This is a genomic window from Micromonospora sp. NPDC049114, from assembly GCF_040648635.1.
Taxonomy (GTDB): Bacteria; Actinomycetota; Actinomycetes; order Mycobacteriales; family Micromonosporaceae; genus Micromonospora.
Genome location: NZ_JBEZEA010000005.1, coordinates 653 through 19,325, shown reverse-complemented (window position 1 = coordinate 19,325; position 18,673 = coordinate 653). Strand labels below are relative to the sequence as shown.

At 74.5% G+C, this 18,673-nt stretch carries 15 protein-coding genes; 3 read left to right on the top strand and 12 right to left on the bottom strand.

Going from position 1 to position 18,673, the window contains the following annotated elements:
* Positions 1–2: 2 nt before the first annotated feature.
* The 5 genes from AB0B39_RS16955 to recN all read right to left on the bottom strand — a co-directional run bounded on the left by AB0B39_RS16955 (position 3) and on the right by recN (position 6,663).
* Positions 3–1,697, bottom strand: coding sequence for a lipid II flippase MurJ (locus AB0B39_RS16955; RefSeq protein ID WP_357489262.1), 1,695 nt, complete (start codon positions 1,695–1,697; stop codon positions 3–5).
* A 1-nt stretch (position 1,698) separates the two neighbouring features.
* The gene (locus AB0B39_RS16950) at positions 1,699–2,565 is read right to left on the bottom strand and encodes a hypothetical protein (RefSeq protein WP_357489259.1); all 867 of its coding nucleotides are present in this window, start codon (positions 2,563–2,565) and stop codon (positions 1,699–1,701) included.
* A 73-nt stretch (positions 2,566–2,638) separates the two neighbouring features.
* Positions 2,639–3,580 (bottom strand): copper transporter, encoded by a 942-nt coding sequence (locus AB0B39_RS16945; protein WP_234590973.1) that lies wholly within the window; start codon positions 3,578–3,580, stop codon positions 2,639–2,641.
* A gap of 27 nt (positions 3,581–3,607) precedes the next feature.
* A complete protein-coding gene (steA, locus tag AB0B39_RS16940) occupies positions 3,608–4,786 on the bottom strand; it encodes a putative cytokinetic ring protein SteA (RefSeq protein ID WP_234591007.1) in 1,179 nt (392 codons plus the stop codon).
* 119 nt (positions 4,787–4,905) lie between these two features.
* Complete coding sequence (gene recN, locus AB0B39_RS16935) at positions 4,906–6,663, bottom strand: DNA repair protein RecN (protein WP_357489257.1); 1,758 nt, start codon at positions 6,661–6,663, stop codon at positions 4,906–4,908.
* A gap of 102 nt (positions 6,664–6,765) precedes the next feature.
* On the opposite strand from recN, the gene AB0B39_RS16930 reads away from it, so the two are divergent.
* Positions 6,766–7,779 (top strand): helix-turn-helix domain-containing protein, encoded by a 1,014-nt coding sequence (locus AB0B39_RS16930; RefSeq protein ID WP_357489255.1) that lies wholly within the window; start codon positions 6,766–6,768, stop codon positions 7,777–7,779.
* 57 nt (positions 7,780–7,836) lie between these two features.
* On the opposite strand, the gene AB0B39_RS16925 is transcribed toward AB0B39_RS16930, so the two are convergent.
* The 5 genes from AB0B39_RS16925 to AB0B39_RS16905 form a co-directional block, all read right to left on the bottom strand.
* Entirely contained in the window at positions 7,837–11,556 is a 3,720-nt protein-coding gene (locus AB0B39_RS16925; RefSeq protein WP_357574744.1) for a S8 family serine peptidase, read from the bottom strand.
* Positions 11,557–11,718: 162 nt separating this feature from the next.
* Positions 11,719–12,603 (bottom strand): NAD kinase, encoded by an 885-nt coding sequence (locus AB0B39_RS16920; RefSeq protein WP_357574743.1) that lies wholly within the window; start codon positions 12,601–12,603, stop codon positions 11,719–11,721.
* Between the two features lie 91 nt (positions 12,604–12,694).
* The gene (locus AB0B39_RS16915; protein WP_234591030.1) at positions 12,695–13,555 is read right to left on the bottom strand and encodes a TlyA family RNA methyltransferase; all 861 of its coding nucleotides are present in this window, start codon (positions 13,553–13,555) and stop codon (positions 12,695–12,697) included.
* 37 nt (positions 13,556–13,592) lie between these two features.
* Entirely contained in the window at positions 13,593–13,898 is a 306-nt protein-coding gene (locus AB0B39_RS16910) for a hypothetical protein (protein ID WP_357489250.1), read from the bottom strand.
* A complete protein-coding gene (locus AB0B39_RS16905; RefSeq protein ID WP_357574742.1) occupies positions 13,895–14,560 on the bottom strand; it encodes a hypothetical protein in 666 nt (221 codons plus the stop codon). The genes AB0B39_RS16910 and AB0B39_RS16905 overlap by 4 nt, the downstream gene beginning before the upstream one ends.
* 111 nt (positions 14,561–14,671) lie before the next feature.
* Between AB0B39_RS16905 and AB0B39_RS16900 the strand changes: the two genes are divergently transcribed.
* The gene (locus AB0B39_RS16900) at positions 14,672–15,010 is read left to right on the top strand and encodes an SCP2 sterol-binding domain-containing protein (RefSeq protein WP_234591035.1); all 339 of its coding nucleotides are present in this window, start codon (positions 14,672–14,674) and stop codon (positions 15,008–15,010) included.
* Between the two features lie 18 nt (positions 15,011–15,028).
* Here the strand turns inward: AB0B39_RS16900 and AB0B39_RS16895 are convergent, their stop codons facing one another.
* Together AB0B39_RS16895 and AB0B39_RS16890 are read right to left on the bottom strand one after the other, a co-directional pair.
* Complete coding sequence (locus AB0B39_RS16895) at positions 15,029–16,054, bottom strand: HAD-IIA family hydrolase (RefSeq protein WP_357574741.1); 1,026 nt, start codon at positions 16,052–16,054, stop codon at positions 15,029–15,031.
* Entirely contained in the window at positions 16,051–17,097 is a 1,047-nt protein-coding gene (locus AB0B39_RS16890) for a hypothetical protein (protein WP_357574903.1), read from the bottom strand. Before AB0B39_RS16890 ends, AB0B39_RS16895 begins: the two co-directional genes overlap by 4 nt.
* Between AB0B39_RS16890 and AB0B39_RS16885 the strand changes: the two genes are divergently transcribed.
* The coding region (locus AB0B39_RS16885; RefSeq protein WP_357574740.1) for a hypothetical protein at positions 17,086–18,673 on the top strand (1,588 nt) is incomplete at its 3' end. The genes AB0B39_RS16890 and AB0B39_RS16885 overlap by 12 nt on opposite strands.

Genomic DNA, 18,673 nt, shown 5'->3' with positions numbered 1-18,673 from the left:
GCTCACCGAACCGCCGTCTCCTTCCCGTCGCCCCGCTCCGGGGGGACCGCGCCCGGCGTCGACGTGCCGGCCCCGCCTCGCGGCCCTCGCCGGCCGAGGCGGCGGACCACCCCGGTCAGTAGCGGCCGCACGTCCCGCCGGTCGACGAACCAGACCACGACGAGGAACACGACACCGACCAGAACCCCGGACAGCATGCCCTGACCGAGTGCCGCGGCCGTCGTCGGGGTGCCGCCGTCCAGCCCGTCGAGCCAGCGGCTCACGCCCAGTCCGGCGAGCGCGGCGAGCAGCCCGGCGAGGCCACCGGCCGCCCCGGCGCGCGCCGCGCCGGCCAGCGCCGGCCGGCCGGCGCTGCGCAGCACCGCGCTGACGAGCAACACGCCGAGCACCACCATGCCCACCGAGTTGGCGGACGTCACGGCGAGCACCCGGTCGGTCAACGGCAGGATCGCGCCGAGCAGCAGCACGACGGGCGGCACCACCAGGAAGCCGACGGCGGTCGCGGCGGTCGCCGCCCGGGTCTCCCCGCGCGCGTAGAGCGCCCGGGTGAGGATCGCGAAGAGGCCGTAGCCGACCAGGCCCGGGGCGTAGCCGATGATCGCGGCGGCGGCGGTCGGCGCGGTGGACGCGGGGAAGAAGAAGTGCCCGACCGGCCCAGCGGTCCCGACCAGCGCGGCCGCGCCGAGGCAGCTGAACAGCAGCACCCCGCGTACGGCCGGGGCCAGGGTCGCCCGGTAACCGTCCTCGTTCCCGGCCGACCGCGCGGTCGCGAGCGTCGGATAGGCCGCGACGGCCAGCGGCACCGCGAGCACCGCCCACGGCAGCAGGTAGACGGTCTGCGCCAGGTTGTAGACGCCCGGATTGCTGCGCGCGCCCGCGGTGACCTGGTTCAGGCTGACGATCAGGGCGATCTGCTGCGTGGTGACGGTGACCGCGCCCGCCACCGCCAACCCGCCGACCCGGGCCCGCGCGTCGGCGGGGAACCCGAACCCGGGCCGCAACCCCAGGCGCAGCCGCCGCACCGGGATGAGCAGCGACAGCGACAGCGTCACCACGCCCAGTGTGGTGCCGGCGGAGAGCAGCAACTCGCCGCCGGAGCTCACCCCGGCGACCGTGGCGTACCGGCCCTGGGTGGCGGTGAACCCCAGGTAGACGACGATCACGGTGAGGCTGGACAGCAGCGGGGCGAGCACCGGCCAGGCGAAGCGCCGGTGCGCCTGGAGCACCCCGGTGAGCACGATGCCGACGCCGTACAGCGGCAACTGCGGCGCGAAGACCCGCAGCATCCGTACGCCGCTCTGCTGCTGGGCGTCGGTCAGATGCTGGCCCAGCGACTCGACCACCGGGCCGGCGAAGAGCACCACGACCAGCGCGAGCGGCACCAGCAGCGCCAGCGTCCAGGTCAGCAGCGCGCCGGTGGTCCGGGCGACAGTCGTACGGTCACCGGCCTCCACAGCCCCGGCCAGCAGCGGTACGACGAGGCTGGCCAGCGCGCCACCGGCCACGATCTCGAAGATGAAGTTCGGCACCGCGTTGGCCACCACGTAGGCGCCGCCCAGGTCGGTCGGGGCGAGGCTCCAGGTGAACACCGCGGTACGGCCGAAGCCGGCGAGCCGGCTGAGCACGGTGAGGACGGCGATGAGCGCGGCTGCCCCGGCCAGCCGGCCGGCGCCGGCGAGGGGTGCCGGTCTGGTCACGTCAGTCGGCGCGTCGGCCCAGTGCGTCGAGCTGCCGCAGGCCCGGGGTGCGCTGGATCACCGCCGTGAAGCTGACCTTCTCGCTGGCGGCGGTGAGCCCGGCGAGCACGGCCAGCAGACCGGCCCGGCCGAGCGGGCCGCTGCGGGCGGCGAGCGCGACGCCGAGCAGGGCGCCGAGCGCGTTCGCGCCGCTGTCGCCGAGCATGACGTCCTCGGACAGGTCGTCGGGGAGCAGGCCGGCGGCGGCGCCGGCCGCGCCGGCGGCGATCCCGCCGTGCGGGCCACCGGCCAGCGGCACGCCCAGCAGCAGGCCGGACTTGATGGCCCGGCCGGGCCGCAGGTCGAGCAGGTTGAGCAGGTTGGCGGTGCCGGCGATCACGCCGGCGCCGAGCACCACGTCGACCCCCCGGCCGACGGCGCCGTGCCGCTGCCGGCGCGGGTGCGCGGCGACCCGCGGGTCGGCGGCGAGCAGCGCGGCCGCGCCCAGCCCGGCGGCGCCCACCCCGGCGATCTTGACCAGCCCGGCGGTGACCCGGCCCTCGCGCAGCGCGGCGAGGTGCCCGGCGAAGCCCTTGGCCGCCTTCTGCTCAGGACGTGCGCCGACCACGTCGTCGTAGAGCCCGACACCGCCGGCGCCGAGACCGGCGACCAGGGCGGCGCCACCGGAGGCGGCGCTGGTGGCGCCGAAGACGCCCGCAGCTGTCGCACCGGCGGCGAGCGCCGGCCCGGCCGCCAGGGTCACCGTCCGGCCCCGGAAGTTGGTGCGTTGCAGCGCCGGCCCCACGGGGGCGGTCCGCACCTCGCGCAGGGCGTACCGGGCGGCGGCGGCACCGGCCCCGGCGATCAGCAGCCGGCCCAGCATCCTCACTCCGCCACCTCGCTCAGGCACGGGGTCGCCCGCTCAGGCGCGTCGGTTCCGGACACCGGGGTACGTCGTTCGCTCACTGGGGCAGTCTAGGCAGCAGGGACGCGGCGTTGTCGCCGACGCCGTACTGGCCGGCCTTCTTCTCGGTGAGCTGCTGCACCAGGGCGAGGCTGGTGACCAGCTGACCCTGCACGGTGTTGGCGTTGTCGACCGTGGAGATGGTCTGCGACAGCACCGGGTCACCGCGGACCACCGACACGACGTTGCCGCCGGCGGAGCCGTTGCCGCCCACCACGATCGCCCCGGTCCGGTCGAACTGCTCGGCGATCTTGACGACGGACTCGTCCCGCTTCTCGGAGTCCTTGTCGACGTACGGCTGCCCGCTGACCACGACGACGGCCTCGGCCGGTCCGGTGACCTTGTTGTTGTCGGTGGTCAGGTAACCGGCGTTGTTGTACGCGGCGAGCACGGCCCGCCGGTCGGCGTCGCTGACCGGCGCGGTGCCCTGCGCGCGGTCCAGCAGGACGCTGGCCAGCAGCGCGCTGGAGGTCTCCACGCCGTGCCCGTTGCCCGGCAGGCCGGTGGTCTGCGCGGTCGGCCGCGCGGCGGTGACGGCCAGCTCCAGCAGGTTGGAGTTGTTGTCCGGGTTGATGAACTTGTCCTGCAGGTCGACCCGACCGGTGATGGTGGCGCCGGCGAGCTGGAGCTTCTTGAGCACGCCCTCGGTGTGGTCGCGCCCGTTGGGGAGGCTGAGCACCACCACCCGGCGTCCGGTGAGGGTGCCCGGGAGGACGACCTGGGACACCTGCTCGGCGAACTCCTCCTCCAGACCGAGCTGCTTCTCCATGCTGTTGACCTGCTGGCGCAACTGCTGGTTGTCCTTGCGCAGTCCGGTGACCTGCTCCTTGAGCGAGTCGGCGACCGGGCCGTTGAGGGCGGCTGTGCCGACCACCAGACCGATCGCCAGAGCCAGGAACACCGCGGTGAGGGACACCACGTGGTAGCGGAAGTTGATCACGCTTGCAGCCTCTTGATCGGTCGGGAACTAGAAGAGCCGGTACAGCTGGAACACGAAATTGTCCCACCACTCGGCGACCACGCCCAGGTACGCCTTCCCGACGGTGGAGACGGCCACCGCGGAGGCCATCGCCGCGATCGCCGAGAGCACCAGCAGCAGCAGCGACGACCCGGAGATGCTCTGCCGGTAGAGCCGGCTCACCCCCTTGGCGTCGACCAGCTTGCCCCCGACCTTCAACCGGGTCAGGAACGTCGAGGCCATCCCGCCGCGCCCCTTGTCCAGGAACTCGACGAGCGTGGCGTGGGTGCCGACCGCGACGAGCAGCGACGCGCCCTTCTCGTCGGCCAGCAGCATCGCCAGGTCCTCGCTTGTCGCCGCGGCCGGGAAGGTGATGGCCGGGACGCCGAGGCCGTTGACCCGGGGCAGGCCGGGCGCCCGCCCGTCGGGGTAGGCGTGCACGATCACCTCGGCGCCGCAGCGCAGCACGTCGTCGGTGACCGAATCCATGTCACCGATGATCATGTCGGGGGTGTACCCGGCCTCGACCAGCGCGTCCGCGCCGCCGTCCACGCCGATCAGCACCGGCTTGAACTCCCGGATGTACGGGCGCAGCACGTCCAGGTCGGCCTTGTAGTCGTAGCCGCGCACCACGATCAGGCAGTGCCGACCCTGGATCTGGGTCTGGATGTCCGGAACGCCGACGCCGTCGAGCAGCAGGTCGCGTTCCTGGCGCAGGTAGTCCATCGTGTTGGCGGCGAACGCCTCCAACTGCACCGACAGCCCCTCCCGGGCGTCGGACATCGCCTTGGCGACCGACTCGGCGTCCTGCAGGGTGCCGTGCGCCACCGGCTCCTCGCCGGCGAAGACGGTGTTGCCCTCGATACGGACCTGGTCGCCCTCGCGGATCCGCTCGAAGACGCCCTCGCCGAGGTCGTCCAGGAGCGGGATGCCGGCGGCGATCAGCACCTCCGGCCCGAGGTTGGGATAGCGGCCGGAGACGGACGGCTTGGCGTTGAGCACCGCCGCGACACCGACAGCGACCAACGAGTCGGCCGCCACCCGGTCCAGGTCGACGTGGTCGATGACCGCGATGTCACCGGGGCGCAGCCGGCCGACCAGCCGTTTCGTCCGGCGATCAAGGCGCGCGGTGCCGAGGACTCTGCCCGGCTCCGCGTTTCGGTTCCGGCGCAACGTGGGTAGACGCATCGTGACCATCCTGGCATGTGAGGCAGGCTTTTCTGTCGCGACATGCCTGAGCAGGGCCGCCTACCCAGGGAAGCACACGTCGGCGCAAGCCGGTGTGCTTGCGCTCACAATACGCGGCGTCACAACCGCCTTTCCTTGGCGGCCACGGCCAGCAGCTCCTCGGCGTGGGCGATACCCAGATCCGAATCGGGCAAACCGGCGAGCATCCGGGCCAGCTCACGGGCGCGTTCGGTGTCCTCCACGACCCGCACCCCGCTGGTGGTCACCGCGCCACCGGTGTCCTTCGCCACCACCAGATGCCGATCGGCGAACGCGGCCACCTGCGGCAGGTGAGTGACGACCAACACCTGGTGGCTGCGGGCCAGCCGGGCCAGCCGGCGGCCGATCTCCACCGCGGCCTGGCCGCCGACGCCCGCGTCGACCTCGTCGAAGACCAGCGTGGGCGGACCGCCCGAGCCGGCGAAGACCACCTCGATGGCGAGCATCACCCGGGACAGCTCGCCGCCGGAGGCGCCGCGCTGCAACGGCAACGACGGCGCTCCCGGGTGGGCCAGCAACCGCAGCTCCACCTCGTCGCCGCCGTCCGCCGCGACACCCGCCTCGACGCCGTTGATCGTCAGCGTCGGCTCGGCCCGCCCGGCCGGCCGCGGCAGCACCACCACCTCGATCCGGGCGTGCGGCATGGCCAGCCCGGCCAGCTCGACGGTGACCTGGTCGGCGAAGCGGACCGCGGCCTCCTGCCGGGACACCGACACCCGGGAGGCCAGGTCGGCCACCTCGCCGGCCAGCCGCTGCCCCTCGGCGTCCAACTCCTCGAGCAGGTCGTCCGAGGTGTCCAGGTCGGACAGTCGGGTGCGGGCCCGGTCGGCCCAGGCGATGACGCCGTCGACGTCGTCGGCGTACTTGCGGGTCAACGCCCGCAGCGCGGCCCGCCGCTCGTAGACGTGCTGCAACCGGGCCGGGTCCGCGTCGAGCGTCGCCAGGTACGCCGACAGCTCTGCCGAGACGTCGGTGACCAGCGTGGCCGCCTCCTCCAGGCGGGCCGCCAGCTCGCCCAGCGCCGGGTCGGTGCCGGCCTGCGCCTCCAGGGTGCGCCGGGCCGTGCCGAGCAGCGCCGCCGCGTCCGGTGTCTCGTCGGCCGCCTCCGCGCCGCCCGCCACGCACTGCTGGGCCACCTGCGCGGCAGTCCGCAGGCCCTCGGCGTGCTCCAACCGCTGCGCCTCGGTCTTCAGCTCGTCGTCCTCGCCGGGCTGCGGGTCGACGCGGGTGATCTCGTCGAGGCCCAGCCGCAGCAGGTCCGCCTCCTGGTTGCGCTCGCGGGCGTTGCGCCGCCGGTCGGCCAGGTCGTCGACCACCCGCCGCCACCCGGTGTACGCCTCACGCAGCGCGTCGAGCAGCTTCTCGTGCGCCGGCCCGGCGAAGCGGTCCAGAGCGGCCCGCTGCTCGGCCGGGCGCAGCAGCCGCAACTGGTCGGACTGGCCGTGCACGGCAACCGCCTGCTCGCCGACCTCGCCCAGCATCGACACGGGCATGCTCCGGCCACCGAGGTGGGCCCGGGAGCGGCCCTCCACCGTCACCGTGCGGCTGAGCAGCAGCGAGCCGTCCTCGTCGGGCTCGCCACCGGCGTCGCTGATCCGGGCGTGCACCGCGTCGGCGACCCGGCCGGACAGGCGTAGCCGCCCCTCGACCACGGCCCGGCCCGGTTGGGCACGGACCCGCCCGGCGTCGGCCCGGCCGCCGAAGAGCAGGCCGAGGCCGGTCACCACCATCGTCTTGCCGGCACCGGTCTCGCCGGTGATGACGTTCATCCCGCCGGTCAACGGCAGCGTGGTGTCCTCGATGACGCCGAGTCCGGTGATGCGCAGCTCTTCCAGCACAGCACCCGACAGTAGACGCGAGGGCCGACAGTTGACCAGCCGACGGGCCCCACGACCGGGCACCGGCACGCCCCGCACCCCACCGACGTACAGTCTTGCCCCGTGTTGGACGTGATCGGCCTGACCCCCGCCGAGGAGGAGCTCTACCGCTGCCTGCTCCAGCTCACCACGGCCCGTGTCGACGAACTGGTCCGCCGGCTGCGACGCCCCCGGGCGCAGGTCGTCGAGCAGGTCGAGGCGCTGCGGGCCAAGGGGCTGGTGCAGCCCACCGACAACGACCCGGACGCCCCGCTGCGCCCGACCGCCCCGGACGTCGCCCTCGGCGCGACGCTGCTGCGCCGCCAGGAGGACCTGGAGGCGGCCCGGCGCCGGGTCACCCAACTGGCCGAGGAGTACCGCTCCGGGCTGCGCCGCCACCACGTGGACCACCTGGTCGAGGTGATCCGGGGCGGTCGGGTGCTGCGGGACCGGCTGCGCGACCTGCAGAACTCGGCCCGCAACGAGGTGCTCTGGTTCTGCCGGGCGAACCCCCTCGCCATGGCCGGCCCGGAGAACGTCGAGGAGTTCGACGCGCTGGCCCGTGGGGTGAGCTACCGGGCCATCTACGAACGGGACCTGCTGCTCGAACCGGGCGCACTGGCCGACCTGGCCAAGGGGGTGGCCGCGGGCGAGCAGGCCCGCGTGCTGGACCGGCTGCCCGTCCGACTGGCCATCGTGGACGCGCGTACCGCCATCTGTCCGCTGGTGCCCGACCGGGACGGCGGCGAGCCGAGTGCCGCGGTGATCGGCCGCAGCCAGCTGCTCGACGCGCTGCTGGCCCTCTTCGAGAGCCACTGGCGGGTGGCCACCCGACTGCGACTCGACGACCCGCTCGCCGCCACCGAGGGCCGGCGCGACGAGGCCGACGACCGTCCGGTCGACGGCTACCGGCCCGACGCCGACGAGGCCCGGCTGCTGTCGCTGTTCGTGGCCGGCGTACCGGACAAGTCCATCGCCTCCCAGCTCGGGGTGAGCCGCCGGACGGTGCAGCGCCGCCTCGCCGAGCTGATGGACGCCGCCGGCGTGGACACCCGACCCGGGTTGGCGTTCCAGGTCGCCCGGCGCGGCTGGCTCTGAACGCGGCAGGGCCCGCCGTCGGAAAGCGACGGCGGGCCCTGCCGGACACGCGCGGAGTCAGCGCAGGCCGTACGCCCGCAGCACCGTCTGGTCGACGGAGTTCCCGGCCCGGTCGGTGGCGTGCACCCGCAGCGACACGGTTCCGCGCCCGGCCGGCACGGTGGCGGTCCAGCGGGTACCCGACCCTCGCGTCGGCGCGGGCCGCCAGGTGACGCCCTCGTCGAAGGAGACCTGCACCGTCAGGCTGGTGCCGGTCGGCGCGGCGACTCCGGTCGGCTGGCGCAGGGTCAGCCCCAGCTGGTGCGGCCGGTTGGCGGGTACGGTGCTGAGCAGGTCGGCCGGCACCCAGTAGTCCACCTGCAGCAGCGACAGCGGCACGGCCGCGTCGCCCGCCGGGCGGGCCGAGGTGAACTGCCACGACGTGTCGGTGCGGGTGGCGTAGCGCCACTGGTCCGAGGCCCGCCGCGTCGTCACGTCGAGGCGGTAGCGGGCCGCCCCGGCGGTGGTCGGTACCGGCGTCCAACCGCCGGACAGGTCGGCGATCTGCCGACCGTCGCGGCTGAGGCGAGCCTGGACGGTGTCCGCCTCCTCACTGTTGCCGGCCACGCTGTAGTGCCCGTCGGCGTCGACGAACTCGGGCATCCGCACGTCCAGGCTGTCGCCCGCCCGGGTGGGCACCGGCGCTCCGCTGGCCGGCACGGCCGGACGGACCACCGGGGCGTGCCAGGTCTCGGTCACCCGGTCGTCGGCGGCGTACCGCCGGGGCTCCTGGGTCAGCCCACCGGTCACCTGCCCCCACTGCATGAACATCTCCTTGTGCAGCACCCGGTGCTGCCACCAGTTGTCCCCGGCGCTGACGAACTCCTGCCGGGTGGTCCCGTTGCGGACCAGGCGCTGGTCGTCGTTCCAGGAGTACTCCTGCCACGGACGCCAGCCGAACCGCTCCTCGGTGGCCCAGCCCGCGCCCGTGTCGCCGTAGCTGGCGGTCACCTCGGCGGTGTTCTTCGCGGTCACCGTGTGCACGATCCGCTCCGGCACCCGGCCCTTGGACACCTGCCACACGTCGTACAGGTACGGGCTGTCCACCCTCAGCGTCAGGTCCAGGGTCGCCCGGCCCTTGCGCGCCGCCGCGATCAGCCGCTGCCCGTCGTCGTACGCGACGACCATCGCCGGGATCGGCAGCCGCTCGCCTGCCGGCCGCCAGACCGTCCACGCGGTCCGGTCCTCGGGTCGGACGATCAGCACCACCGCGGCGCCGGCCGCCGCCGCGGCGGCCACCTGCTCATCCTCGTTACGGTCCGGGTCGGCGGCGAGCAGCGCCGCCGCGCCCCGCACCCGGGCTAGCTCGGCAGGGGTTCCGGTGCCGGCCCAGACCAGGGGCAGCTTCCGTCGACCGGTCGGCGCCGGCGACGTGCCCAGCAGGTTGATGTCCGACGGGCCGGACACCCCGCTGACCGTGGCGTCCACCATGGGCGCGACGAGCTGCCAGCGGGAGGCGAACTCGAACTCGCCCTGGCGTACCGGGCGGGTCGGCGTGACGTTGACCTGCTGGATCGTGCTGTACGCCATGACGCCGTGGTCGATCTGCCGGCCGTTGCCCAACACCCGGTGCACGTAGTAGCTGAGCGTGGCCCGCTGCTCGCTGGGCTTCGGCGTCTCGATCCGCACGGGCGTGCCCTTGCGGGCGTCGAGCACCACGGTCAGGTCCCGGTCGACGGTCAGCTCCGGCTCGACGGCCTCGGTCAGCTGCTCGTCGAGCGGGGCGCCGTGCTCGACCAGCGCGGTCAGCAGGTACGTGCCCTCCTCGACCTGCAGGGTGCCCTCGCCCGGCCACCAGCCCCAGAAGTCGGACTCGGTGTGCTCACCGAAGAGGGTCAACCCGGGCGAGAGGGTCAGCTGACCCTGCATGTCCAGCACCTTCACGGTGACGTGGTGAACCGGGCCGCTGACGGTGAGCCCGACAGGCGTGCGTACGGCGACACCGTCCGCGCCGGTAGCGACAAGCCAACCGCCGTGCGGGCCCCGGGCCAGCTTCGCCGGGTCGGCGCGCAGCGGCACGGTCACGCTGCCGCCCGCCGGCACCGTCACCTCGCCGGAGCCGACGGCGACCCCGTCGGTCTCGGCCGCACCGCTGTCCAGGTTGCGCAGGTCCAGGGCCAGCCGCAGGGTCTGCGCGGTAGTCGTCTCATTGGTGTACGTCACGGTCCGCTCGACCGCCGCAGCACCTGTGGAGATCCGGCCGAAGTCGGCGGTGGCCGAGGCGTACACCCGCTGCGTGAGCGCCCGCGCCACGTCGACCCGACCGCCGCCCTGCTCGAAGACGGTGAGCGCCGGGTTCGCCTTCGTGGTGCTGACAAGCGCGTCCTTGAGCTTGCCCGCGGACCAGTCCGGGTGGTCCTGCGCGAGGATCGCCGCCGCGCCCGCCACGTGCGGGGTGGCCATCGAGGTGCCGGACGCGGTCGTGTAGGCGTCGCCCACCGGCGTACCCATCGTGGTGCCGGCGGCCCGCGCGGCGACGATGCCGACGCCCGGCGCGGTGATCTCGGGCTTCAGGCCGTTGTCGCCCAGGCGCGGCCCGCGGCTGGAGAACTCGGCCAGGTTGTCGTCGCGGTCCACCGCGCCGACGGTGAGCGCCGCCGCTGCCGCGCCCGGCGTGCCGACGGTACGCGCCGCACCCGCGTTGCCGGCGGCGACCACGAAGAGCGCGCCGGTCTCGGCGGTCAGGTCGTTCACCGCCTGGCTCATCGGGTCGGTGCCGTCGGTCGGGTCGCCGCCGAGGCTCATGCTGACGACCTTCGCCCCGGAGTGGGCGGCCCACTCCATGCCGGCGATGATGGCCGAGTCGTAGCCCGAGCCGCCGTCGTCGAGCACCTTGCCGACCAGCAGTCGCGCGCCGGGCGCGACGCCCTTGCGCAGACCCGCCGACGCGTCGCCGCTGCCCGCGATGGTGGCCGCGACGTGCGTGCCGTGGCCGTGGCCGTCGCGGGCGCTGCCGCTGCCGGAGAAGTCCCGCGCCTCGGCGATCCGTCCGGCCAGGTCGGGGTGGGTGGCATCGACGCCGGTGTCGAGCACTGCCACCTTCACGCCGCTGCCGTCGCGCCCGGCCGCCCAGGCCGTCGGGGCGCCGATCTGCGGGACGCTGTGCTCCAGCGTCGGGTGCACCCGCCCGTCCAGCCAGACGTGCGCGACACCGCCGCCCAGTCGGGGCGCGTCGGCCGTGGTCCGGCTCGCCGGTGTCCCGGCGAGGGTGCTCCACAGGCCACCGAGGTCGGCCTTGCCGACCCGCAACGCGGCGCCGTTGATGCTCTCCAGGGGGCGGGCGTCGGTGACGCCGCCGAGCGGCCGGACCCGGCCGGCGGCCGGCTCCTGGTAGCGCACGATCAGCGGCAGCGCGCCCTGTGCGGCGTCGCCGTAGCCGTCGGCGGCCAACTCCTGCACGTCGAACAGGTTGGCGTCGAGGACGCCGCTGGAGACGTAGGGCAGGGCGTCGCTGGGCAGCACCCGCAGCCCGCCGTCGACCTCCAGCGTCTGGAAGATGACCCGCTCACGCCCGGGTCCCGGGCGTACGGTGGCGGCGACCCGGCCCGGCGCGGCCGGCGCCAGCTCGACCTGGTCGCCGGTGATGAGGGTGATGCGGACGGGCGCGGCGCCCGGGGCGGACGTGCCCAGGCTCGGGCCGGTGGGCCGGGCGGGCGGCTCGGCGGACGCCGGTGCGGCGAGGCCGACCACCAGTACGCCGACCGCGCCGGCGCTGAGCCAGCGGGGGGACCAGTGCATGCGATGTGCTCCTTAACTCCGGTGGGCCCGCCATCCGTAGATGAGGACCGATCGGAGTCTGCGACGCAGCACACAACCAGGTCACTAGCCTTGCGCCGCCGCAGCGGCGACATGTCGTCAGGTGGACACCCGCCGGACACCGACGGTGTGCGTCACCGTCACTTACCGGCGGCTGCCCCGCCAACCGTGCACGGGCAGACCGAACTTGGCGACCAGCCGGTCGGTGAACGGACGGGCGCGCAGCCGGACGATGCGTACCGGCAGGGCGCCGCGACGCACCGTCACCCGGGCGCCCGGCGGCAGGTCGTAGACCCGCCTGCCGTCGCAGGCGAGCACGGCGAGGGTGGTGAACGGGTCGACGGTGATGACGAACGTCGACGTGGGCGCGGTGACCAGGGGCCGGCTGAACAACGCGTGCGCGCTGATCGGCACCAGCAGCAGGGCCTCCACCTCCGGCCAGACCACCGGACCGCCGCCGGAGAACGCGTAGGCGGTGGAGCCGGTGGGGGTGGCGCAGACCACCCCGTCGCACCCGTAACGGGACAGCGGGCGGCCGTCCACGTCGACGAGGAGTTCGAGCATCTGCGCCCGCTCCCCCTTCTCGACGCTGATCTCGTTGAGCGCCCAGGACTCGATGGTCGGGCCACCGTCGAACTCGGCAGTGACGTCGAGCGTGAGCCGCTCGTGCACTGTGTAGTTGCGCTCGACGACGTCCCGGACCGCGGTGTCCAGATCGTTGATCTCCGCCTCGGCGAGGAAGCCCACCTTGCCGAGGTTGATGCCGAGCAGCGGCGCCTTCGCCGGGCGGGCCAGCTCGGCCGCGCGCAGGAAGGTGCCGTCCCCACCGAGCGCGAAGACGATCTCGGCGCCGTCGGCGGCCTCCGGGCCGGTGACCGGAACCGTCCCGGGCAGGTCGAGATCCTCGGCCTCCTCGGCGACCACCCGCACCTCGAAGCCCGCGGCGATGAGGTCGGCCGCGACCGACCTGGCGTGCTCGGTGCTGCGTCGACGGCCGGTGTGGGTCACCAGCAGCGCCGTGCGGCTCATCGGAGCGCCCGCCCGTCCGCCGTCGGACGGCACGCCGCCATCGCCGCACCGGCACGGCCGTCGGCCGTCGTGTGCCGCTCGCTGTACGCGTTCACCCTGCGACCTCCTCCGCCGCCACGCCCGGCACGTCGCCGGCCGTCGTCGGGCCGTTCGGCCCGGCCTCCACCACGGCCCGCACGCGCTGCGGGTCGGCCGGTGGTGCGCCCCGGCGCAACCATACGAAGAACTCGACGTTGCCGCTGGGACCGGGCAGCGGGCTGGCCGCCACGTCGGCCAGACCGAGGCCGAGCTGAGCCGCCGCGGCAGCCACGTCGAGCACCGCCTCGGCGCGCAGCGCCGGGTCGCGCACGACGCCGCCGGCGCCGACCCGCTCCTTGCCCACCTCGAACTGCGGCTTCACCATCAGCGCCAGGTCGCCGTCGTCGCGGGTGCAGCCGGCCAGGGCCGGCAGCACCAACCGCAACGAGATGAACGACAGGTCGGCGACCGTCAGATCGACCGGCCCGCCGATCGCGTCCGCGACGAGGGTACGGACGTTGGTGCGTTCCAGGACGCGGACGCGCTCGTTGGTGCGCAGCGACCAGGCGAGCTGCCCGTAGCCGACGTCAACGGCCACCACCTCGGCGGCGTCGGCGCGCAGCAGCACGTCGGTGAAGCCTCCGGTCGACGCGCCGGCGTCCAGGCAGCGCCGCCCGGCGACGCGCAGCCCTGCGCGGCCGAACGCGGCCAGCGCCCCGGCGAGTTTGTGCCCGCCCCGCGAAACGTACTCCTCGGTCGGGTCAGCGCCGGTGACCAGCAGCGGATCGGCGGGGTCGACCATCGCGGCGGCCTTGCGCGCGGGCACTCCGCGCAGCTGGACCCGGCCGGCCTCGACCAGCGCGGCGGCCTGCTCACGCGAGCGGGCCAGCCCGCGGCGGACGAGTTCGGCGTCCAGCCGGTTGCGACGTGCCATGGGGTGGTTCTCCGGTCTGTCGGGCTGGTCGCAGTGGTCAGGTCTGGTCGATGGTGGCGAGCGTTTCGCGCAGCGTCTCGTAGGCCGCCTCGTACTGCGCGATCTGGTCGGCCGGGGCGAGCGTCGCCGCGTTGTCCATGGCCCGCACTGCCGCGTCCACCGCCGGGTGGCGGGCCGTGTCGTCGCCGACGTCGAGGCCGTCGGACGGTGGGCCGGGGCGGGTGCCCACCGGCGGGCCGGGCCGGGCGGCGAACGACCCGGTCGGCGGCGGGCCGGGCCGGAAGCCTCCCGGCGGGCCGGGGCGGATGCCGGGCGGCGGGCCCGGACGCGCGGCGTCGCTCACGAGTCACCGTCCGGGCGGCGCTTACGGACGGCCTTCTTCGCCGGCATGACAGCAGGTGTCGGGGTGTCGTCCGGCACGACCGGCGTCGGGGTGTCGTCCCCGGTACGGCTGATCGTCGCGGGCGGCTTCTTCACGATCGCCTTCTTCGCGACAGCCTTCTTGGCCAGCGCCTTCTTCGCGACGGCCTTCTTGGCCACCGGCGCGGAGACGGGCGCTCCGGCGGGGCCGTCCGACGGCATCGGGCCGCTGTCGGGCTGCGCCGCGCCGCTCGGACCGGCCTGCGGGGCGGGCTCGGCCGCCGGCTGCGGGGCGGGACCGGGGGACGGCTGCGGGGCGGGCTGCGCCACGGACGACTCGGTGGCGCGCGCCTCGCGCAGCTGCCGTTCCAGGTCGCGTACGCGTCGGGTCAGCTCGGCCACCTCGTCGGCGGTGGCCAGACCGACCGCGCCGAGGGCCCGGTCGACCTCGAAGCGGACCAGCTTGGTCAGCGCCTCCCGGTTGGCGGCGCCGGTGGTGACCAGCTCCTCGCCGAGGGCCTGCAGCTGGGCGGCGGTCGCGCCGCCCGAGCCGACGAGGCGACGCACGGCGTCCTGGGCCTTCTTCCGGGGCGCCTCCGCCAGGCCCATGGCCAGTTCGAGGTATGCGCGCCACGCGTCCTGCATGCCTGAGTCCTTCCATGGGGCGGGGTCTGCAGGTGTCACGCTACCGGGCACCCCGGACTGTCTCGTGCGGTACGGTGCCGGGGACGGCGTGGCGATCGGCGAGGGGGAGATGTGGCCAGCGTGGACGAGTGCCGGCAGGCGTTGCAGGAGCTGGCCGCCCGGTTGGACCGCAACGCCGAGACGGTCCGCGAACGGATCGACCTGGAACGGACGTTGGCCTGCCGGATCACCGACCTGGACACGGCGTTCCACGGCAAGATCAGCGGTGGCCGGCTGGTCGAGCTGACCGACGGTGACGACCCGAAGGCCAAGATCGCCTTGAGCACGTCCAGCGACGATCTGCTCGCCCTGGTCCGCGGTGACCTGGACGTCACCAGGGCGGTCACGTCCCGCCGGGTGTCGATCAAGGCCAACCCGTTCGACCTGATGAAGCTGCGCAAGCTGCTCTGACGAGCGCGCTCGGCGGCCTCACCCGTCGGCGGACACCCCGAAGCTCTCCAGCGCAGCAGCCGCGTCCGGGCCCACCGGGCGGATCGCCGGCAGCTCCGAAGCCGACCACGCCGCCGCGCAGAGCGCGGCGAGGGCGTCCAGATCCCGGCCGGCGCCGGCCAGTTCCAGTCTCCCGTCGCGGTCCGTGACGGACCAACCGCCGGCGTCCGTCGAGCCGGGGACCTGCACGGCCGCCGCCGGCTCGAAGAGCCCCGCCAGGTCCCGCGCGACGTACGTGGGCCGCCGTCGTGGCTCGGCAGCGAGCAGCTCGGGTACGCCGCTGACGCCGGTGAGCACGAGCAGGCTGTCCAGTCCCGCGCGGCGGGCGCCCTCGATGTCGGTGTCCAACCGGTCCCCGACGACCAGGGCCCGGCCGCCGTCGCCGCGCCGGGCGGCGGTCTCGAACAGCGCCGACTCCGGCTTGCCGACCACCAGGTCCGGGTCCCGCTCCAACGCGGTGCGCAGCACCGCGACCAGCGATCCGTTGCCCGGCAGCGGGCCTCGGGCGCTGGGCAGCGTCCGGTCGGTGTTGGTGGCGACCCACATCGCCCCGGCCCGTACGGCAACCGACGCCTCGGCCAGCTCGGCCCAGCCGACCTGCGGACCGTAGCCCTGCACCACCGCCGCCGGCTTCTCGTCGGCACGGCTGACCGGGGTCAGCCCGACCGCGCGCAGCTCGGCGCGCAGCGCCTCCGCGCCGACCACCAGCACCGGCGCTCCGGCCGGCAGCCGCTCCCGCAGCAGCTCGGCCGAGGCGGCGGCGGAGGTGAGCACCTCCTCCGGCCGCGCCGGCACGCCCATCCCGGTCAGCAGATCGGCGACGTCGCTGGAACGACGTGAGGCGTTGTTGGTGGCGTACGCCACCGCCCGCCCCTCGGCGTGCAGCCGCGCCACCGCGTCGACCGCGCCGGGAATCGGCCGGTCGATCAGGTAGATCACCCCGTCCAGGTCGAAGACCACCAGGGTGTACCCGTCGATCAGCCGCTTCCCGGCGTCCGCGCTCACCGCTGCGTCGCCTCCGGCTCGTCACCCCGGGTGGGGGCGGTGCCGTCGCCGTCGACCGTGTCATCTGCACGGGCATCGCTGGCCGGCGTGGCCGAGTCAGTGGCGGTTGCCGAGGAGGTACCGCTCGCGTCCGGGTGGCGGTCCTCGTCCTCGCCGTCGACGTCCGCACGGTCGCCCGAGCGGCCGACGACGCCGTCCTCCTCGTCGTCGTCGAAGTCCTCGTCGTCCTCGTCGTCCTCGTCGTCGTCGTCGTCGTCGTCGTCGAAGTCTTCGTCTTCGTCGTCGAACTCGTCGTCGCCCTCGTCGAGGATGGCCCCGGCGTCGGTCTCGCGGTCGGACGTGTCGGAGTCGTCGGCGTCCCGGTCGCGGGCGTCGCCCGCGGTCAGGTCGGTATCCGGCTGGGCCGGCACCGAGCCGGGCGCACCCGGGCCCGAGGCGATCTCCTCGGCCTCGTCCTCGTCATCTCCCTCGATGACGACGCCGTCGAGTTCCAGCAACCGCTCCGCGGCGTCGGTCTCGCCCTCGGTGTCCACGTCGGCGGCGCGGGAGAACCACTCGCGGGCCTCCTCACGTCGGCCCACCGCGAGCAGCGCGTCGGCGTACGCGTACCGCAGTCGCGCCGTCCACGGCACCGTCGCCTCGCTGGTGAGGTCCGGCACCTGGAGCATCGCGACAGCGGCGTCCTTCTGGCCAAGGTCGCCCCGTGCCCCGGCCGCGACGATCAGCAGCTCGATCGCGACGGCCTGGTCCAGCTTCGCCTGGTCGGCGCCGCGGAACAGGTCGATGGCCCGCTCCGGCCGGCCCAGGGCGCGCTCGCAGTCGGCGAGCACGGCCAGGTGACTCTGCAGACCGGTCATCCGGTGGTACGTCCGCAGCTCGGCGATCGCCGTCTGCCACTCCCCCGCGTGGTACGCGGCCAGGCCGACCGCCTCACGGACGGCGGAGATACGCGACGCGAGCCGTCGGGCCGCCAGCGCGTGCGCCAACGCCTCGGCCGGGTCCTCGTCGATCAGCTGACCGGTGGCGACCAGGTGTCGGGCCACGGTCTCGGCGACCGGCTTGTTCAGCGAGAGCAGCTCGGCACGGACGTCCTTGTCGAGGTCGGTCGCGGCGATGTCGTCCGGCAGCACCGGAGCCAGCGTGCGCCCATTCTCGGACGACTCCGGTCCCGCGCCACGGTCGTCGCGCCGGAAGTCGCCCTCGCGACGCGGCCGCTCGTCGGCCCGGAACCCACCGTCACGGTCGCCACCGCGGAAGCCACCCTCACGGGACGCGCCGCCCTCACGACGGTCACCACCGCGGAAGCCGCCCTCACGACGGTCGCCTCCCTGGTAGCCGCCCTCACGACGGTCACCTCCCCGGAAGCCGCCCTCGCGCCCGCCGTCCCGGGGCGCACCCGGGCGGGAGCCACCACGGTCGCCGCCCCGGAAGCCCTCGCGATCGCCACCGCGGAAGCCACCCTCGCGGGGCGGGCCGGAACGGCCACGGTCGCCGCCACCCTGGTAGCCGCCCTCACGACGGTCGCCACCACGGAAACCTTCCTCACGCGGCGCACGGGAGCCGTCCCGCTCACCGCCCCGGAAGCCGCCTTCACGACGGTCGCCGCCACGGAAGCCACCCTCGCGGTCGCCGCCGCGGAAGCCACCGTCACGGTCGCCGCCGCGGAAGCCGCCCTCGCGCGGGGCGCCGGAGCGCGATCCATCGCGGTCGCCACCACGGAAGCCGCCCTCGCGCGGCGCACCAGTGCGGGCGCCACCCTGGTAGCCGCCTTCACGACGGTCACCGCCACGGAAGCCACCCTCGCGGTCACCGCCACGGAAGCCGCCACCCTCGCGACGGTCACCGCCACGGAAACCACCCTCGCGATCGCCGCTGCGGAAGCCACCCTCACGCGGGGCACCGGAACGCGATCCATCGCGGTCCCCACCACGGAAGCCACCCTCACGCGGCGCACCAGTGCGGGCGCCACCCTGGTAGCCGCCCTCACGACGATCGCCACCACGGAAACCACCCTCGCGGTCACCACCACGGAAGCCGCCCTCACGCGGGGCGCTGGAACGCGATCCATCGCGATCGCCACCACGGAAGCCGCCTTCACGACGGTCGCCACCACGGAAACCGCCCTCACGCGGGGCACCCGAACGCGACCCATCGCGGTCCCCGCCACGGAAACCACCCTCGCGACGGTCACCGCCACGGAAACCACCGTCACGGTCGCCACCGCGGAAGCCACCCTCACGCGGGGCGCTGGAACGCGATCCATCGCGATCGCCACCACGGAAGCCGCCTTCACGACGGTCACCGCCACGGAAACCACCCTCGCGGTCACCCCCGCGGAAACCACCCTCACGCGGCGGACCGGAACGGCCACGGTCACCGCCACCCTGGTAGCCGCCCTCACGACGGTCGCCACCACGGAAACCACCCTCGCGGTCACCGCCGCGGAAGCCACCCTCACGCGGGGCACCGGAACGCGATCCATCGCGGTCACCACCACGGAAACCGCCTTCACGACGGTCACCACCACGGAAACCACCCTCGCGGTCACCCCCGCGGAAACCACCCTCACGCGGCGGACCGGAACGGCCACGGTCACCGCCACCCTGGTAGCCGCCCTCT